The sequence below is a fragment of the Micromonospora sp. ABR4_055 genome (assembly GCF_056160425.1).
Genome location: NZ_JBSWXD010000074.1, coordinates 14,160 through 30,008 on the forward strand (window position 1 = coordinate 14,160; position 15,849 = coordinate 30,008).

Here is a 15,849-nt window from a genome sequence, read left to right on the forward strand (position 1 = left end):
GAGATGTTGGTGTTGCCGCAACGCAGGTAAGGTCGTTCTGGACGGATACGTGCGACACCGGGTCGTGACCGGTGACGTTCCACCGCTGCGGGGCCGGCCGGTGCCGGAAGCACGACGACCAGCACGGCAGGTGCGACCAGCAGGACAATCGGACAACCGGCAGATAACACCGGACGACCAGCACCAGGGTTCGACCGAGACGATCCACAGGGAGGACGGGTGACCCAGGTCGGCGAAGGCCAGGAGGCGGACGAGGCCAGTCCGCCGATGATGGCCTTCGATGCGCCCTCCGCCGGCGAGATCCTCGCCGAGCGATACCAGCTGGCTCAGCACGTCAACAACGACAGTGCGGGTCGGCAGGTCTGGCGTGGGGTCGACGTGGTGCTGCGCCGTCCGGTCGCGGTGGTGCTGCGCTACCCCGGTGGCGATTCCGCCATGGAGATGCTGCAGGCCGCGGTCCGGGCCAGTCGGGTCATCCACTCCAACCTGGTCGGCGTCTACGATGCCATCGACGAGGGGCAGCGGGCCTACGTGGTCCGCGAGTGGGTGGAGGGCGATTCCCTGCGCGAGGTGATCGCCGCCGCCGGTCCGTTGGACGCGGCCCGGGCCACCATGATCGCCCACTCGGTCGCCTCCGCCATCGCGGCGGTGCACGCCACCGGCATGGTGCACGGCAACATCCACCCCGGCACGGTGATGATCGGCCACGACGGCCGGGTGGTGCTGGCCGACGCCAGGGCCGACAGCTCCGACACCTACGAAACCGACATCCGGGCGATCGGCGGAGTGCTCTACTTCGCGATGACCGGCCACTGGCCGCAGCACGAGGCAGGCAGCACCGCGCTGCCGGACGCGGTCCGGGACGCGACCGGGGCAGTCGCCGCTCCCCGCCAGGTGCGCTCCGGTGTGCCGGCGTACCTCGACGACCTGACCATGGACCTGCTCGACCCACGGCTCGCGCTGCCCACCTCCGAGGTACTCGCCGCCGAGCTGGGTCGGCTCGACGCCAGCACCGAGGAGCACTACCTCGACAGCGTCGGGCCGCTACGGTTCTCGGCGGCCGACGACGACGAACCGACCGGCACCCCACTGGCGGCCCGCCGCAAGATCGCCGCCGGTGTCGCCGGCCTGCTGGTCATCGCGGTGATCGGGCTGTATTTCGGGATCAGTGCGCTCGGCAACGACGGTGACGGCGAGGACGGTCAGTCGACACTGCCGCAGACCCAGGTGACCTCGACCCCGGGCCCCACCGAGACCAGTGCCCCGGCCCAGCCACAGCCGATCGCCCTCGCCGGCGACCAGGTCCGTATCGTCGACGCCGACGGTGCCCGTGACGAGCTCGACGGGGCGCAGGCCGCCGTCGACGGCGACACCAGCACCGGCTGGGAGACCGACGCCTACGAGCGCAACCCCAACTTCGGCAACCTGAAGCGGGGCATGGGGGTGCTGATCGACCTGCAGGAGCCACGGGCGGTGACCAGCGTGAAGGTCGAGCTGTCCGCATCCGGTGCCACCGCCGAGCTGCTGGCCGGTCCGAACGATCCGGGAGCGACCCGGGAAGGCGACGACGAGATCCTCGAGACGTTCACCGACCGGATCGGTGCCCGATTCGAGAACGCCGACGGCGCAACCCTCACCTTCAGCGGGTTCTCGCCCGACGAGACCTACCAGTACCTCCTGGTATGGATCACCAAACTGCCTCCGATCGGCAACGACAAGTACCAGATCGGCGTTCAGGAGATCACGGTCGAGGGGCCATGACCGGACGCCGGGCCGACCTCGGCGACGAGGAACTGCTCCGGGCACACGTCGACGGCGACCCGGAGGCGTTCGCCGAGTTGGTACGGCGGCACCAGGACCGGCTCTGGGCGGTTGCCCTGCGTACGCTCAGCGACCGGGAGGAGGCCGCCGACGCGCTGCAGGACGCGCTGCTGTCGGCGCACCGCGCGGCTGCCCGGTTCCGGGGCGACGCGGCGGTCACCACCTGGCTGCACCGCATCGTGGTCAACGCGTGCCTGGACCGCGTGCGCCGCCGCAAGTCCCACCCCACCGTGCCGCTACCCGACGGTGGCCGGGACGACGACGGCGTACGCGGCACCGAGCCGGCGGCACCCCCGGTCGATCACGACACCGCGCTGGTCGTCCGCCAGGCACTGGCCGAGCTGCCGGCGGAACAGCGGGCCGCGCTGATCCTGGTCGACGTGCAGGGCTACCCGGTCGCCGACGCGGCGGTGATGCTCGGCGTCGCCGAGGGCACGGTGAAGAGCCGCTGCGCCCGGGGACGGGCCCGGCTGGCCGGTCTTCTCGGGCATCTGCGACCACAGCGGGCGAATGCGCAGGTGGCACCACCACGCGCCCAGGTGTCGTCGCTCACCCCACGGAACCCGCAGCGGCTCGACGACGTCCCATCAGGGTCCGCACGTGGCGACGGTGGCAAGGAGGAACGGTGACTGCCGACCGGTTCCAGGAGGTCGATCGAGAGCTGCTCGCCGACTATGTCGGTGGGGCGCTCGACGGCACCCCGGACGAGGTCGCCGTGGCCCGACTGATCGCGGAGCGGCCGTCCTGGCGGGCGGCCCACGACGAGCTGGTCGAGGCCACCCAGCTGGTGCAGACGATGCTCGCCGAGTGGGGCAGCGTCGTCGAGCCGATCCCACCCGACGTCGCCGACCGGGTGCACGCCGCCCTGGCCGCCGAGCCGCTACCGCAGCCGGCCCCGGAGCCGGCGATCAGCCCGGAGCCGGCCACCGTCGCGGCATCGGTGCCGCTTGCGGCGGCCCGGGCGCGGCGGGATCGTCGCCGCCGCTGGCAGCGGTACGCCGCTCCGATCACCGTCGCGGCGGCAGCCGTGGCGTTCGCCGGCCTCGGGGTCGGCCAACTGCTCGGTGCCGGGTCCGCCGACGACGCGAGCACCGCGGCGGGCAGCCCGTCGGACGATGCAGGCAGCGCCGAAAGCCAGAGCGCCGAGACCCGGCAGGAGGGCCAGCCGGGCACGATGATGGACGCCTCCGCACCACGGCTACTGGCCAGCGGCACCGACTACCAGCGGGCGACCATCGTGCCGATGTTCGAGGCCGTGGGACGGACGGGCGGCGACGGGGGGCAACCGGGAACCGGCGAGGACACCGTACTGCAGGAGTCGCCTTCCTCGACGGCGCTGGCCAGACTGGCCGGCCCGGCCGCGTTGGCCGACTGCGTGGCCGCGGTGACCGCCGAGCACGGCAACGGCGTCCTCGGCGTCGACCTGGTGGACTTCGCGGCGTTCGAGGGTGAACCGGCGCTGGTCCTCTCGTTCAGTGACAGCTTCGGTGCCAGCTGGATCTGGGTGAGCGGCACCGGCTGCGGTACGCCTGCGGCCGGCGCGGACACCAGGTACTCGGCACAGGTAGGGTGACCCTGCCGGCCGCGTGACGTGGGACACGCGGTAGCGGAGCGGGATTACCCCCCGGCTCCGTGGCGTTGTCGTCAACGGTCACCGTTGCGCAGAAATCAGACTTTGGGAGTCGGCAGTGGACGAGGTCCGCAACCTGATCATCATCGGCTCGGGACCGGCCGGTTACACCGCTGCGGTGTACGCCGCACGCGCCAACCTGCGCCCACTCGTCATCGAGGGGGTGCAGTCCGGCGGGGCGCTGATGACCACTACCGAGGTGGAGAACTTCCCGGGATTCCCCGACGGCATCATGGGTCCGGAGCTGATGGACTCGATCCGTAAGCAGGCCGAGCGCTTCGGTGCCGAGTTCGTCACCGACGACGTGACGCGGGTCGAGTTGGTCGACACGGGCACCCCGGGCACCACCGAGGCCAGCACGGTGTACGTGGGCGAAACCGGCTACCGGGCCAAGGCGGTCATCCTGGCCACCGGCTCCGCGTGGCGTCCCTTGAACGTCCCCGGTGAGCAGGAGTTCCTCGGCCATGGGGTGTCCTCCTGCGCGACCTGTGACGGCTTCTTCTTCCGGGGGCAGCACGTCGTGGTGGTCGGCGGTGGCGACTCGGCGATGGAGGAGGCCACCTTCCTCACCCGGTTCGCCGAATCGGTGACCATCGTGCACCGCCGCGACGAGTTCCGGGCCAGCCAGATCATGGCGGCCCGCGCGCTCGGCAACGACAAGATCCGGGTCGAGTGGAACAGTGTCGTCGAGGAGATTCTCGGCGCCGACGGTAAGGTCTCCGGAATCCGGCTGCGCAACACGCACACCGGCGAGTCCCGGACCCTCGACGTCACCGGGGTCTTCGTCGCGATCGGTCACGACCCGCGGAGCGAAATGTTCCGCAGCCAGGTGGAGCTCGACGAGAACGGCTACGTGCTGGTCGACTCGCCGAGCACCCGGACCAGCGTGCCGGGCGTGTTCGCCGCCGGTGACCTGGTCGACCACACCTACCAGCAGGCGATCACCGCTGCCGGCAGCGGTTGCGCGGCGGCGCTCGACGCCGAGCGTTACCTCGCCACACTCGAAGAGGTCTGACCGCCGGCGCACCGGCGGTCGAGGAGGAGGATTTCCCGTGGGAGCTACCCGAGCGGTCACCGAGGCCAGCTTCGCCACCGACGTACTCATGTCCGACAAGCCGGTACTGGTGGACTTCTGGGCCGAGTGGTGCCAGCCGTGCCGCAAGGTCGCACCGCTGCTCGAGGAGATCGCCACCGAGATGGGGGACAAGGTGTCGATCGTCAAACTGAACATCGACGAGAACCCGGAGATCGCCCGCCGGTACCGGGTGATGTCGGTTCCCACGCTCACCGTGTTCAAGGCCGGTGAGCCGGTGCAGTCGGTGGCCGGCGCCCGGCCCAAGGGCGACCTGGTCAAGCTGATCGAGTCGGCCTTCTGAACCTCAGCGGGGCTGCCCCGTGCGGCACGGCGGACCGGCCGGCCCACCCGACAAGGTGGGACCGGCCGGTCCGTTTTCAGGCTGCTGGCGGCGCCGTTACAGGGCTGCTGGATGGTCGGTTCCCTGGCTGATCGTCCGGACACCGGGCGCTCCCCGTACGGTCCGCTTCGCCGCAACCCGGGTACGGGCACCTGCCGGTCGGGTTACGCTCCGGATCGTCCGCGCCTGCAGGGGGGGAGGTTTACGTCCCGTGCGCCCGATCCGCCGTGACGACCAAGGTCCCGCCGTGGCCGAGATCCGCTCCATCCTGGTCAACCTGGAGCTGCTCGAGCCAACCCCGGGGGCCGACGTTTTCGACGCCCGCACCGAGCACGCCGTACGAGCCTTCCAGCAACTCCGCGGCCTGAGCATCGACGGCCGAGTGGGTGCGGAGACCTGGCGGGCGCTGGACGCCGCCCGCTGGCGACTCGGTGACCGGGCGCTCTACCACTCGATACCTCAGCCGCTGGTCGGCGAGGACGTCCGGGCGCTGCAGGAACGACTGCTGGAGATGGGCTACGACGTGGGCCGCGCCGACGGCGTGTACGGCGGGCGCACCGCCCGTTCGGTCACCCAGTTCCAGCGGGAGGTGGGACTGACCGCCGACGGCAGCTGCGGGCCGTACACCATGCATGCGATGCGTCGGCTGGGCCGCAAGGTGGTCGGCGGGCGCCCGCAGTGGCTGCGGGAAGCGGATGCGTTCCGCGAGTCCGGCCCCAACCTGGTGGGCAAGACGATCGTCATCGACCCTGGGCACGGGGGGCCCGATCCCGGCGTGGTGGTCACCGACAGCGGCCGGCGCTGGTCCGAGGCGGAGCTGGCGTACGACCTCGCCGCCCGGTTGGAGGGGCGGCTGGCGGCAGCCGGGATGCGGGTGCATCTCACCCGTGGTCCGGCCACCGCCACGGTGCTCAACGACCCGGCACGCACCCAGCTGGCCAACGACATCGGCGCGGACCTGTTCATCTCCCTGCACGTCGACGGGCACGCCAACCCGGCCGCCGACGGGGTGGCCACCTACCACTACGGCACCGGCAACGGGGTCACCTCGACGGTCGGCGAGCGGCTGGCCGGGCTGGTGCAGCGGGAGATCGCGGTGCGTACCGGCCTGCGCGACTGCCGCATCCACGCGAAGAGCTGGGAATTGCTACGGCTGACCAGGATGCCGGCGGTACGGGTGGACGTCGGTTATCTGACCTGCTCGGCCGACCGGGCCCGGCTGATCCGGCCCGGGTTCCGTGACCAGGTGGCCGAGGCGCTGGTCGCCGCCGTGCAGCGGATGTACTACCCGGTGGAGCTGGACGTGCCGACCGGGTCGATCGACGTGCACACGCTGCGGGCGGTGGTCGACGCGACGGCGGAGGCCTGAACCTCGTCAGTCAGTTCGTCACCGCGCGGGTGGCCGGGCGCAGCAGGCTCTCCGGAGTCATCGAGCCGAGCAGCTTCTCCAGGGCGTACTCGACGTCCGACTTCCACGACAACGCGGTCCGCAACTCCAGCCGTAGCCGGGGGAACCGGGGGTGCTGCCGGACCGTCTTGAAGCCGACCGACAGGTAGAAGTCGGCTGGGGCGAGACAGCCCCGACCGGCCGTCTCCTCCGGATCGGCGGCGGCGTCGCCGAACGCCTCGATCGCCTTGATGCCCCGCTTGGTGAGATCCCGGGCCACGCCCTGCACCAGCATTCGCCCGAGGCCACCGCCGGCGAACGGCTGCACCACGTGCGCCGTGGTCAGCAGTACCGCATCGGCGGAGACCGGGGACGTCGGGAACGCCATCGACCTCGGTAGGTAGGCCGGCGGCGCGTACATCACGAAACCGGCCGGCATGCCGTCGACGTAGGCGAGCTTGCCGCAGGAACCCCACTCCAGGAGAGTCTGGGAGACCCACGCCTCCTTTTCCAGCGCCGGGTCGCCGGAGGTCCGGGCGCGGTCGGCCGCCACCGGATCGAGCTCCCAGAAGACACACCGCCGGCAGGATCTGGGCAGCTCCTCCAGCGTGTCCAGCGTCAGACTGACCAGACGTCGCGACATTGGCGATCCCCCACCACCGAACCGGTCAAGCGTTGAAACCCGCCGAGCTTCACCACGCGCCGTCTCCTGTCCCCAACGAGCGATCGTACGCCGCAACCTCGCGTCAGGGGAGAGGTCGGGCACCCGCCGCAGGTGTTCCCAGGCCAATCCGGGTTCGCTGGTCCGACATGTGGTCGGTGTGGTAATGCCCACGCCGGGCGGCGACACGCCGGACTACCATCAGACGATCAGTGCGTGTCGCGGCCCGACCCGGCACCACCGGTGCGACGCGTTTCGAGGGTGAGGTCTTGACTTCCTCCCCGCACTAAGGGACGGGGATTCCCTGGGTCGCCCCAGGGGGTTCCCGCTTCACCGACGACCGCCCCGTCCGAGAGGAGGACTCCCGGTGAGGTCTCACACCGCCTCCACAGGCAATCACGGAGAGCCCCTCCGCGAGAATGTTCCGGGCCGCGTTGACATCCCGGTCATGGGCCTGCCCGCACCGGCAGGTCCACGACCGGACCGCCAACGGCAGGTGTTCAGCCAGTACGCCACACGCGGAGCACAGTCGGGTCGACGGGAACCAGCGGTCCACGACCACCAGATCCCGGCCGTACCAGTCCGTTCTGTACCCCAGCATGCTGCGGAACTGCCGCCAGCCCGCGTCCGAGATGGCGCGGGCCAGACGGTGACTGGCCGTCATGTTGCGGACGGTCAGGTCCTCGATCACGATCGTTTGGGTTTCACGAACGAGCCGAGTGGTCAACTTGTGCAGGTGGTCGCGGCGGCGGTCGGCGATCCGGGCATGAATCCGGGCCACCGACAGCCGGGCCTTGGCCCGGTTCGCGGAGCCTCTGGCCTTGCGTGCGAGGTTCCGCTGGGCGCGGGCCAGCCGCCGCCGGTCACGGCGTTCATGTCCCGGGTCGGGGATCTTCTCCCCGGTGGACAGGGTGAACAGGCTGTCGAGGCCGGCGTCGACCCCCACCACGGCGGCGGTGGTGGCCGGGGCCGGTTCGATCCGGTCGTCGCAGAGCAGGGAGACGAACCAGCGGCCCGCCGGGTCCTGCGACACGGTCACCGTCGACGGCGCCGCGCCCTGCGGGAGCGGTCGGGACCAGACGATGTCCAACGGTTCGGACATCCTGGCGAGGGTGAGGCGGCCGTCGCGCCAGCGGAACGCGCTGGCGGTGTACTCCGCCGACCGCCGCGACCGCTTCCTCGACTTGAACGTCGGGTACCGGGCCCGTTTGGCCCAGAAGTTGGTGAACGCGGTCTGCAGGTGCCGCAGCGCCTGCTGCAGAGGGACGCAGGAGACGTCGTTGAGGAACGCCAGTTCGTCGGTCTTCTTCCACCCGGTGAGCATCGCCGACGTGGCGTTGTAGGTGACCCGTTCCCGACGCAGGGTCCACGCCTCGCTGCGGGCGGCCAGCGCCATGTTGTACACCAGCCGGACACAGCCGAACGTCCGGGCGAGCTCGGCGGCCTGCCCGGGGGTGGGGTGGAAGCGGTACCTGAACGCCCGCTTCACGGTCCTGGACACAGTCCACAGTCTAGCGATTCGGTCGTGAGCCGTGGGGTCGCGTGTGCGGTGGACGCCGATCCGCCTTGGCGGCGAACCGGCTTTCCCTGTCCTGCTCCGCAGGAGTTCCAATTCCTCCCCGGCCGCAACACCGGAGTATCCAAGGAAGGACTCTGATGACCGGCACGACGCTCGACGACTACACCGACCGCTATGCCCGCCGGGTCCGGGGGATGACCGCCTCGGAGATCCGGGCGCTGTTCGCCGTCGCCAGTCGGCCGGAGGTGGTGTCGCTTGCCGGCGGAGCCCCGTACGTCGCCGCGCTGCCGCTGGACGCGGTCGGCGAGATGCTCGGTCGCCTCGCCGCCGAGACCGGCACCTCGACCCTGCAGTACGGCATCGGCCAGGGCACCCTCGACCTGCGGGAACGGATCTGCGAAGTGATGTCGCTGTCCGGGATCGACGTCTCGTCCGGGGCTTCCCCTGAGGACGTGGTGGTGACCGTCGGCGGGCAGCAGGCCCTCGATCTGGTCGCCCGGCTCTTCCTGGACCCGGGCGACGTGGTCCTCGCCGAGGGCCCCACCTACGTCGGCGCCCTCGGCGTGTTCCAGGCGGCGCAGGCCCAGGTGGTGCACGTGCCGATGGACGCCGACGGGCTGATCCCCGAGGCGCTGGAACAGGCGATCACCGACGTGGCCCGGTCCGGCCGACGGGCGAAGTTCCTCTACACCATTCCGACGTTCCAGAACCCGGCCGGCGTGACGCTGACCGACGAGCGCCGCGACCGGGTACTCGACATCTGCGAACGCGCCGGCCTGCTGGTCGTCGAGGACGACCCGTACGGCCAGCTGAGCTTTGATGGCGAAGCGCCGGCGCCGCTGCGGGCCCGACGCCGGCACGGCGTCTTCTACCTGAGCACCTTCTCCAAGACCTTCGCGCCGGGGCTGCGGGTCGGTTGGATTCTCGCTCCGCACGCGGTACGCGAGAAGCTGGTCATCGCCAGTGAGGCGCAGATCCTCTGCCCCAGTGCCTACGCCCAGGCCGCGGTCGCCACCTACCTGGCCACCATGCCGTGGCGGGAGCAGCTCAAGACGTACCGGGAGGTCTACCGGGAGCGGCGGGACGCGCTGCTGTCCGCGCTGACCGACCTGATGCCGGCCGGGACGACCTGGACCCGACCGAGCGGCGGCCTGTTCGTCTGGGCGTCGCTGCCGGACGGGTTGGACGCCAAAGCCATGGTGCCCCGGGCCATCGCCGCCCGGGTGGCCTACGTTCCCGGCACCGGCTTCTACGCTGACGGCTCCGGGGCCGGCAACATGCGGCTCAACTTTTCCTACCCCCCACCGGAGCGAATCAGGGAAGGCGTCCGGCGGCTGGCCGGCGTGATGGAGCGGGAGTCGGCGATGCGTGAGGTCTTCGGACCGGTCGCCGGCGGATCCGGCCGACGCCAGCGCCCCGGCGCGGATGCGCCCGGACCTGACTTGGCATGATTCGGGCATGAGCCCAGCGCTGGACCCCACCGCAACCGCATCCTCGTCGTCGTCCGCCGCCCCGGATCTGCGCGTGCTCGTGCTCGCCGGCGGGTTGTCGTACGAGCGGGACGTCTCGCTGAAGTCCGGTCGCCGGGTGCTGGACGCGCTCCGCTCGGTCGGCGTCGAGGCTGAGATGCGCGACGCCGACGTCTCGCTGATTCCAGCGCTGCGCTCCGACCCGCCGGACGCGGTGGTCATCGCGCTGCACGGGGCGACCGGTGAGGACGGCTCGCTGCGCGGCGTACTGGATCTCTGCGGCGTGCCGTACATCGGCTGCGACGCCCGCGCCGCCCGCCTGGCCTGGGACAAGCCGTCGGCCAAGGCGGTGCTGCGCGAGGCAGGCATCCCGACCCCGGACTGGGTCGCGCTGCCCCACGACCGGTTCTCAGAGCTGGGTGCGGTCGCCGTGCTGGAGCGGATCGTCGAACGGCTCGGCCTGCCGCTGATGGTCAAGCCGGCGCAGGGCGGCTCCGGGCTGGGCGCGGCAGTGGTACGCGAGGTGGCAGAGCTCTCCGCGGCGATGGTCGGCTGCTTCGCGTACGACTCGACGGCACTGGTGGAGCGCTACGTCACCGGGATGGACGTCGCCGTGTCGGTCGTCGACCGGGGCGACAGCCCGGAGGCGCTACCGGCAGTCGAGATCGTGCCGCGCAACGGTGTCTACGACTACGCTGCCCGCTACACCGCCGGACTGACGACCTGGCACGCGCCGGCCCGGTTGGCCGAGCCGGCCGCCGAGCGGGTGGCGGCGACTGCCGTCGCCGCTCACCGGGCACTTGGGCTCCGGGACCTCTCCCGCGTCGACATGATCGTCGACGCCGATGGCCGGCCGCACGTCCTGGAGGTCAACGTCTCACCCGGAATGACCGAGACCTCGCTGTTGCCACTGGCAGTCCAGGCCGGCGGGCTGGACCTCGGCGAACTGCTCGCCACCCTGGTGGTCCGGGCTGCGGCGAGACCGTACGACCCGGCGAACTGATCACCGGGTGCCGCCGGTCGGCGCCGCCGCCGAATCGCCCGCAGCCAAGACTTCAGGACCGCCCTGATCAGTATCGCCCTTCGGGTTTGGGTCGTCGTCATTCTTCACCTCGGTACCGGCATCCGTGTCGGCGCGGGCGGCGGCATCGACGGTTCCGGTCGGATCGGCCGGGTCGGCATCTTCCTGCTGGGTCGTAGCGACGTCGCTGGCGAGCTCACCGAGATCAGCAGCTGGCTCGATACTCTCCATCGGCACCACGAGCTCGGCTACCGCCGGCTCTGCACCGTCGACCTCGCCGAAGTCGTCGACGCTGACCGGATGGCTCGCCTGCTCGCTGAGATTCGACGGTGCCCGCCACTGAATCCGCGGCGGCTCAGCGAGCTGGCGACCGCCGAACTCCGCCAGCCACGCAGCGACCAGGGCCAAATTCTCCCGCCAGCGTGACTCCGAGATCGGCGGCAGGATGCTGTCCCACAGTGAGAGGAACGTGCCACGGAGCTGCAGCTGCCCGTACGGCCGGGCCAGGAACCACAGGTGCAGGTGCGCCGAGCCGTCCCCCCACCGGTTCACGTGGACCCGGGCCACCCCGTCGAGCGACCGGATCGCCCGCTCGAGACGGACGGTCATCACGCCGAGTTCGGCCGCGAGCAGGTTCGGCAGGTCGCCGAGGTCGAAGTGGGACCGGGACTCCAGGATGAGGACCATCGGTAGTCCGGTCGGGCGGTCCATCGCGCGCACCCGCCAGCGTTCGCTGACCCAGATGTACGCGTCGTCCGGGGCGGAGCAGGACGAGCACTCCGCCGTGCCCTCACCCTTGCGAGGCGGCTCGACGGCAACCGGATCGTCGAGCCGCTTGACCCGCAGGTCGCCCTCGAAGGGAAAGGATGGCCATCGCGCGAAGTCGGGAACCGAGGCAGGGGTGTCTGGCACGACGCTGACCCTAACCGAGTCTGCGCCGCCTGTCGTTCCCCGTTTCGGCCGGCCCGGAACACTCATCCGGAGGGACGACCTGTCTCTGGTCAGCGGCCGGCCACCGCCTGCCGTCCCCAGTTGTCCACAGGAGTTATCCACAGGGCGGCAGCCCGGTCTACCCGCTGTTTCACGTGAAACGAGGCGTCCTGTGGAAAACGCCTGTGGACAACGCGCGAACCCGTACCGGATCGATCACCGGGACACCCGGAACCCGTACGGTCCGGCGGCGAATGCGTCTTGGCGCCTCCGGTGGCCCGGTCTTCTCAACGATCCAACGACCATGCGGTAACCGGGCTCGGCGAGCCGTGCGGTGGCGGCCGGAATGGCTGTGGGTCGCCTCGGCCGCAGAGTCGGGCTCGTGTTCTGGTTTCACGTGGAACATCGCCATCGGCCCACTCCCGGGCCCCACCGGATTCACGTGAAACGACCTCCGCGGTCGCCTCCGCCCGGCCGGCCCGCGAGACGCAGCACTCCTGGTGGGTGGCCGCCGAGGTTGATCGCCGGCAACGGCCGAGGGCCGGGGCGTCGAGCGACGCGGCTAGGAAGCACCGGCAAGAAGGGCTGGTGTTTCACGTGAAACACCAGCCCTTGGACAAGCGCCTGCCGGTCGACCGGCAGGGAGTCAGTCGACGGCGCCTGCGGCGTCGTCCCCGTTCCCCACACCGATGATCCCGACGATCCGCTCCAGGTCGTCGACCGTGGCGAACTCGATCGTGATCTTGCCCTTGCTTCGCCCGATGTCGACCTTGACCCGGGTGTCGAATCGGTCAGACAGACGATCGGCGAGATCGGTGAGGGCCGGGGCGTGGGCCTTCGGGCGTCGCTGCGGACTGGCCGTACGCTTCGCCGGGTCCTCGCTCCCGGCGAGCGCCACCAGTTCCTCGGTGGCCCGGACCGAGAGCCCTTCGGCGACGATGCGCAGCGCCAGGGCGTCCTGGGCGTCGGAATCGTCGAGGCTCAGCAGCGCCCGGGCGTGACCGGCCGACAGCACGCCGGCGGCCACCCTGCGCTGCACCTGAGCCGGCAGATTCAACAGCCGGATCGTGTTGGAGATCTGCGGCCGGCTCCGGCCGATGCGCTTGGCGAGTTCTTCATGGGTCGCCCCGAACTCGTCGAGCAACTGCTGGTACGCGGCCGCCTCCTCAAGCGGGTTGAGGTTGGCCCGGTGGATGTTCTCCAGCAGCGCGTCCCGGAGCATCGCGTCGTTCCTGGTGTCCCGAACGATCGCGGGGATGGACTCCCGGCCGATCGCCTGCGCGGCACGCCAGCGGCGTTCCCCCATCACCAGCTCGTACTGCTCGCCGTCGTCCAGCTGGCGTACGACGATCGGCTGCAGGAACCCGACCTGCTCGATCGAGACCTTCAGCTCCTCGAGCGCCTCGTCGTCAAAGACCTGGCGGGGCTGCTTCGGGTTCGGAACGATCGCGGCGACCGGCAGCTCGGCGAACCGGGCACCGGGCACCGGCGACAGGTCGGCGGGCGGCGCCAGAGCCGGTTCGGTCGCGACGGCGGCAGCGGTTCCGACACTGCCGGAGACGGCCGCGGTGGCCGGGGACGGAGTCACCGGGTCCGGGGCCGTCTCCGGCAGTGTGACACCGGACTGAACCGGAGCGGTGGTGGGGATGAGGGCACCGAGCCCGCGCCCGAGCCCGCCCTTCGGACGGTTCTTCATGCCCTGCCTCCCGCTCCAACCACCGTGTCAGACATTGCGACTGAGCCGAGCGACACCGCGCTCGGCGATTTCCTGGGCCGCCTCGAAGTAGCTTGTCGCACCCCGCGATCCGGGATCGTAGGTCATCACCGACTGGCCGTAGCTCGGTGCCTCCGAAACCCGGACGTTGCGGGGGATGACCGACTGGAGCACCTTGTCCCCGAAGTGGTTCCGCACGTCCTGCTCGACGGCGTCGGCCAGCCGGGTCCGGCGGTCGTACATGGTGAGCAGGATGGTGGAGACGTCCAGGGTCGGGTTGAGATGCTGCCGGACCAGGTTGATGTTGTTGATCAACTGGTTGAGTCCTTCCAGCGCGTAGTACTCGCACTGGATCGGGATCAGCACCTCCTGTGCGGCGACCAGCGCGTTGACCGTCAGCAGACCCAACGACGGTGGGCAGTCAATGAACACGTAGTCCAGCTCGACCGGGTACGCCGTGATGGCCCGCGACAGCCGCGATTCCCGGGCCACGACGGAGACCAGCTCGATCTCGGCCCCGGCCAGATCGATCGTCGCGGGAACGCACCAGAGGTCGGGTATCCCCTCGACCGGCTGCGCCACCTCGGTCAGCGGCACGTTGTCGATCAGGCAGTCGTAGACGTCCGGTACGCCTGCGTGGTGCGGGACGTTGAGTCCCGTCGAGGCGTTCCCCTGGGGGTCAAGGTCGACGACCATCACCCGGTTCCCGTGCAGCGCCAGCGCTACCGCGAGGTTCACCGTGGTGGTCGTCTTACCGACGCCCCCCTTCTGGTTGGCCACGCACATTACCCGGGTCCGGTCCGGCCGGGGCATGGTCACCTCGCCGCTTGGGTTCAGAATCTGCACGGCGCGCAAAGCCTCCATTGCCAAGGGGGGATCATCCTCTTCCCGATTCGGTGTTTCACGTGAAACGTACGGCTCGTCGACGGCCGGGGCGGTCGGTTTGGGCGCCGGCTGCTCCGGCGACGGGGGTGCGGTACCCACCGACGTGTCCACGACGAGCGGCACGCCGGACCGGGCCGGGGCACCCGTCGTGGGCGGCTGGGGCACCCCACTGACCGGCGCCGTCCCTCCCTCCGGCCAACCCGGGTGGTACGCCGTTTCACGTGAAACCATCGTGGGGTCGCCGACATCGTGGCGCTCGCCGGTCGACCGCGGATCCTCGAAACTACCGTTGTCATGCACCGTGTCATCCCTGCCCGCGTTGGATGGATCGGCACCGCCAGCGCTCACGACCGCGCTTCGGGCGTGGCGTGCGGACCGGCACGGGGCGGCAGGAGTCGTGCAACTACGCGTTGCCGCCCGGTCCAGACTATCGACGCGCGGTCAGCCTACGGGGATCAGGGCCGGTGTGGCCACGGCCGACTGTCCGACGTGCGCAGCCTGCACGTCGCTGCACCCCGCCGTCAGGGCGGGTTCGGCGGTCATCCCCGGGTTCGCCGCGTCGACCGCGGCCGTCCCCGGTCGACGCGCTCCGAGCGGCGTCGGCCACCCGCCCCGGGCACCGGACCGGTCCGCTCAATCTCCACCACGGTGGTCGGCGGGTCCAGCCATCGTTCGCCGCAGCGACGCAGCACCGGATCACCGCCACCAGACCTGATCACCGCCGCCCGGTGTTCGGTGATCTCCGCCCCGGCCGAGTCGCCCTTCATGGCGAGCAGCCGCCCACCGGGCTCGACCAGTGGTAGACACCAGCCGGCCAACCGGTCGAGTGGGGCCACCGCTCGAGCGGTGACCACCGGCGCCGCCCCGTCGGGAAAATCCCGGCGGAGTTCCTCGGCCCGGCCACGCAGCACCTCGACCCGGTCGGTGAGACCAAGGAGCGATACCGCCTCGGCGAGAAAGGCGGTGCGCCGGGCCAGCGGCTCGACCAGGATGACGGTGAGGTCCGGCCGCGCGACGGCCAGGACCAGCCCGGGTAGACCGGCCCCGGAGCCGACGTCCAGCACCGTCGCTCCGTCCGGGACGAGTTCACCGACGACGGCGCAGTTCAGCAGGTGCCGCTCCCAGAGCCGGGGCACTTCGCGCGGCCCGATGAGTCCACGGAGCAGTCCTTCCGAGGCCAGCAGGCCGGCGTACCGGACCGCGAGCCGCAGCTGCTCGGCACCGAAGACCTCGCGGGCGGAATCGGGGGGTGGCCCCGGCGTGGCCGCTCCCGACGGAACCGGGGGGGGGGGGGGTTCGTTCGGGGGGGGGGTGTTCTCCTCGGTTTTCTTGTGCGTACCTCTCCTCTCTCTCCCCCTTCCCTACACAAAACACTGCTCCCAGTTGCGTTTCCCCCC

Annotated in this window: 14 protein-coding genes; 8 read left to right on the forward strand and 6 right to left on the reverse strand. The window is 70.7% G+C overall.

The features are described 5' to 3' along the window. The first annotated feature begins 267 nt into the window (after positions 1–267). From ACXAHD_RS17980 to ACXAHD_RS18005, 6 genes are all read left to right on the forward strand, one after another. Entirely contained in the window at positions 268–1,761 is a 1,494-nt protein-coding gene (locus ACXAHD_RS17980; protein WP_289213665.1) for a protein kinase domain-containing protein, read from the forward strand. Beyond that, positions 1,758–2,450: an RNA polymerase sigma factor SigM gene (gene sigM / locus ACXAHD_RS17985; RefSeq protein WP_278172900.1), complete on the forward strand. Its 693-nt coding sequence runs from the start codon at positions 1,758–1,760 to the stop codon at positions 2,448–2,450. Before ACXAHD_RS17980 ends, sigM begins: the two co-directional genes overlap by 4 nt. Next, the gene (locus ACXAHD_RS17990; RefSeq protein WP_281552339.1) at positions 2,447–3,394 is read left to right on the forward strand and encodes a hypothetical protein; all 948 of its coding nucleotides are present in this window, start codon (positions 2,447–2,449) and stop codon (positions 3,392–3,394) included. Before sigM ends, ACXAHD_RS17990 begins: the two co-directional genes overlap by 4 nt. Positions 3,395–3,509: 115 nt before the next feature. Next, positions 3,510–4,466: a thioredoxin-disulfide reductase gene (gene trxB / locus ACXAHD_RS17995; protein ID WP_281552340.1), complete on the forward strand. Its 957-nt coding sequence runs from the start codon at positions 3,510–3,512 to the stop codon at positions 4,464–4,466. A gap of 37 nt (positions 4,467–4,503) precedes the next feature. Next, positions 4,504–4,827: a thioredoxin gene (gene trxA, locus ACXAHD_RS18000; protein WP_123606654.1), complete on the forward strand. Its 324-nt coding sequence runs from the start codon at positions 4,504–4,506 to the stop codon at positions 4,825–4,827. 250 nt (positions 4,828–5,077) lie between these two features. Continuing rightward, positions 5,078–6,235 (forward strand): N-acetylmuramoyl-L-alanine amidase, encoded by a 1,158-nt coding sequence (locus ACXAHD_RS18005; protein WP_281552341.1) that lies wholly within the window; start codon positions 5,078–5,080, stop codon positions 6,233–6,235. 10 nt (positions 6,236–6,245) lie between these two features. On the opposite strand, the gene ACXAHD_RS18010 is transcribed toward ACXAHD_RS18005, so the two are convergent. After that, positions 6,246–6,896, reverse strand: a complete 651-nt coding sequence (locus tag ACXAHD_RS18010; protein WP_281552342.1) for a GNAT family N-acetyltransferase — start codon at positions 6,894–6,896, stop codon at positions 6,246–6,248. Between the two features lie 304 nt (positions 6,897–7,200). Then, complete coding sequence (locus ACXAHD_RS18015) at positions 7,201–8,415, reverse strand: RNA-guided endonuclease InsQ/TnpB family protein (protein WP_475051829.1); 1,215 nt, start codon at positions 8,413–8,415, stop codon at positions 7,201–7,203. 155 nt (positions 8,416–8,570) lie between these two features. On the opposite strand from ACXAHD_RS18015, the gene ACXAHD_RS18020 reads away from it, so the two are divergent. Both ACXAHD_RS18020 and ACXAHD_RS18025 read left to right on the forward strand, forming a co-directional pair. Continuing rightward, positions 8,571–9,884, forward strand: a complete 1,314-nt coding sequence (locus tag ACXAHD_RS18020) for an aminotransferase-like domain-containing protein (protein WP_281552344.1) — start codon at positions 8,571–8,573, stop codon at positions 9,882–9,884. A gap of 7 nt (positions 9,885–9,891) precedes the next feature. Further along, positions 9,892–10,905 carry a D-alanine--D-alanine ligase family protein gene (locus tag ACXAHD_RS18025; RefSeq protein WP_281552345.1) on the forward strand — a complete coding sequence of 338 codons (1,014 nt, stop codon included), beginning with the start codon at positions 9,892–9,894 and terminating at the stop codon, positions 10,903–10,905. Here ACXAHD_RS18025 and ACXAHD_RS18030 read toward each other — a convergent pair whose 3' ends face one another. The 4 genes from ACXAHD_RS18030 to rsmG all read right to left on the reverse strand — a co-directional run bounded on the left by ACXAHD_RS18030 (position 10,906) and on the right by rsmG (position 15,663). Then, the gene (locus tag ACXAHD_RS18030; RefSeq protein ID WP_289211714.1) at positions 10,906–11,835 is read right to left on the reverse strand and encodes a hypothetical protein; all 930 of its coding nucleotides are present in this window, start codon (positions 11,833–11,835) and stop codon (positions 10,906–10,908) included. Between the two features lie 664 nt (positions 11,836–12,499). After that, positions 12,500–13,549 (reverse strand): ParB/RepB/Spo0J family partition protein, encoded by a 1,050-nt coding sequence (locus tag ACXAHD_RS18035; protein ID WP_281552347.1) that lies wholly within the window; start codon positions 13,547–13,549, stop codon positions 12,500–12,502. A gap of 27 nt (positions 13,550–13,576) precedes the next feature. Next, positions 13,577–14,752 (reverse strand): ParA family protein, encoded by a 1,176-nt coding sequence (locus ACXAHD_RS18040; protein ID WP_475051834.1) that lies wholly within the window; start codon positions 14,750–14,752, stop codon positions 13,577–13,579. A gap of 239 nt (positions 14,753–14,991) precedes the next feature. After that, positions 14,992–15,663 (reverse strand): 16S rRNA (guanine(527)-N(7))-methyltransferase RsmG, encoded by a 672-nt coding sequence (gene rsmG, locus ACXAHD_RS18045; RefSeq protein ID WP_475051839.1) that lies wholly within the window; start codon positions 15,661–15,663, stop codon positions 14,992–14,994. Positions 15,664–15,849 lie beyond the last annotated feature (186 nt).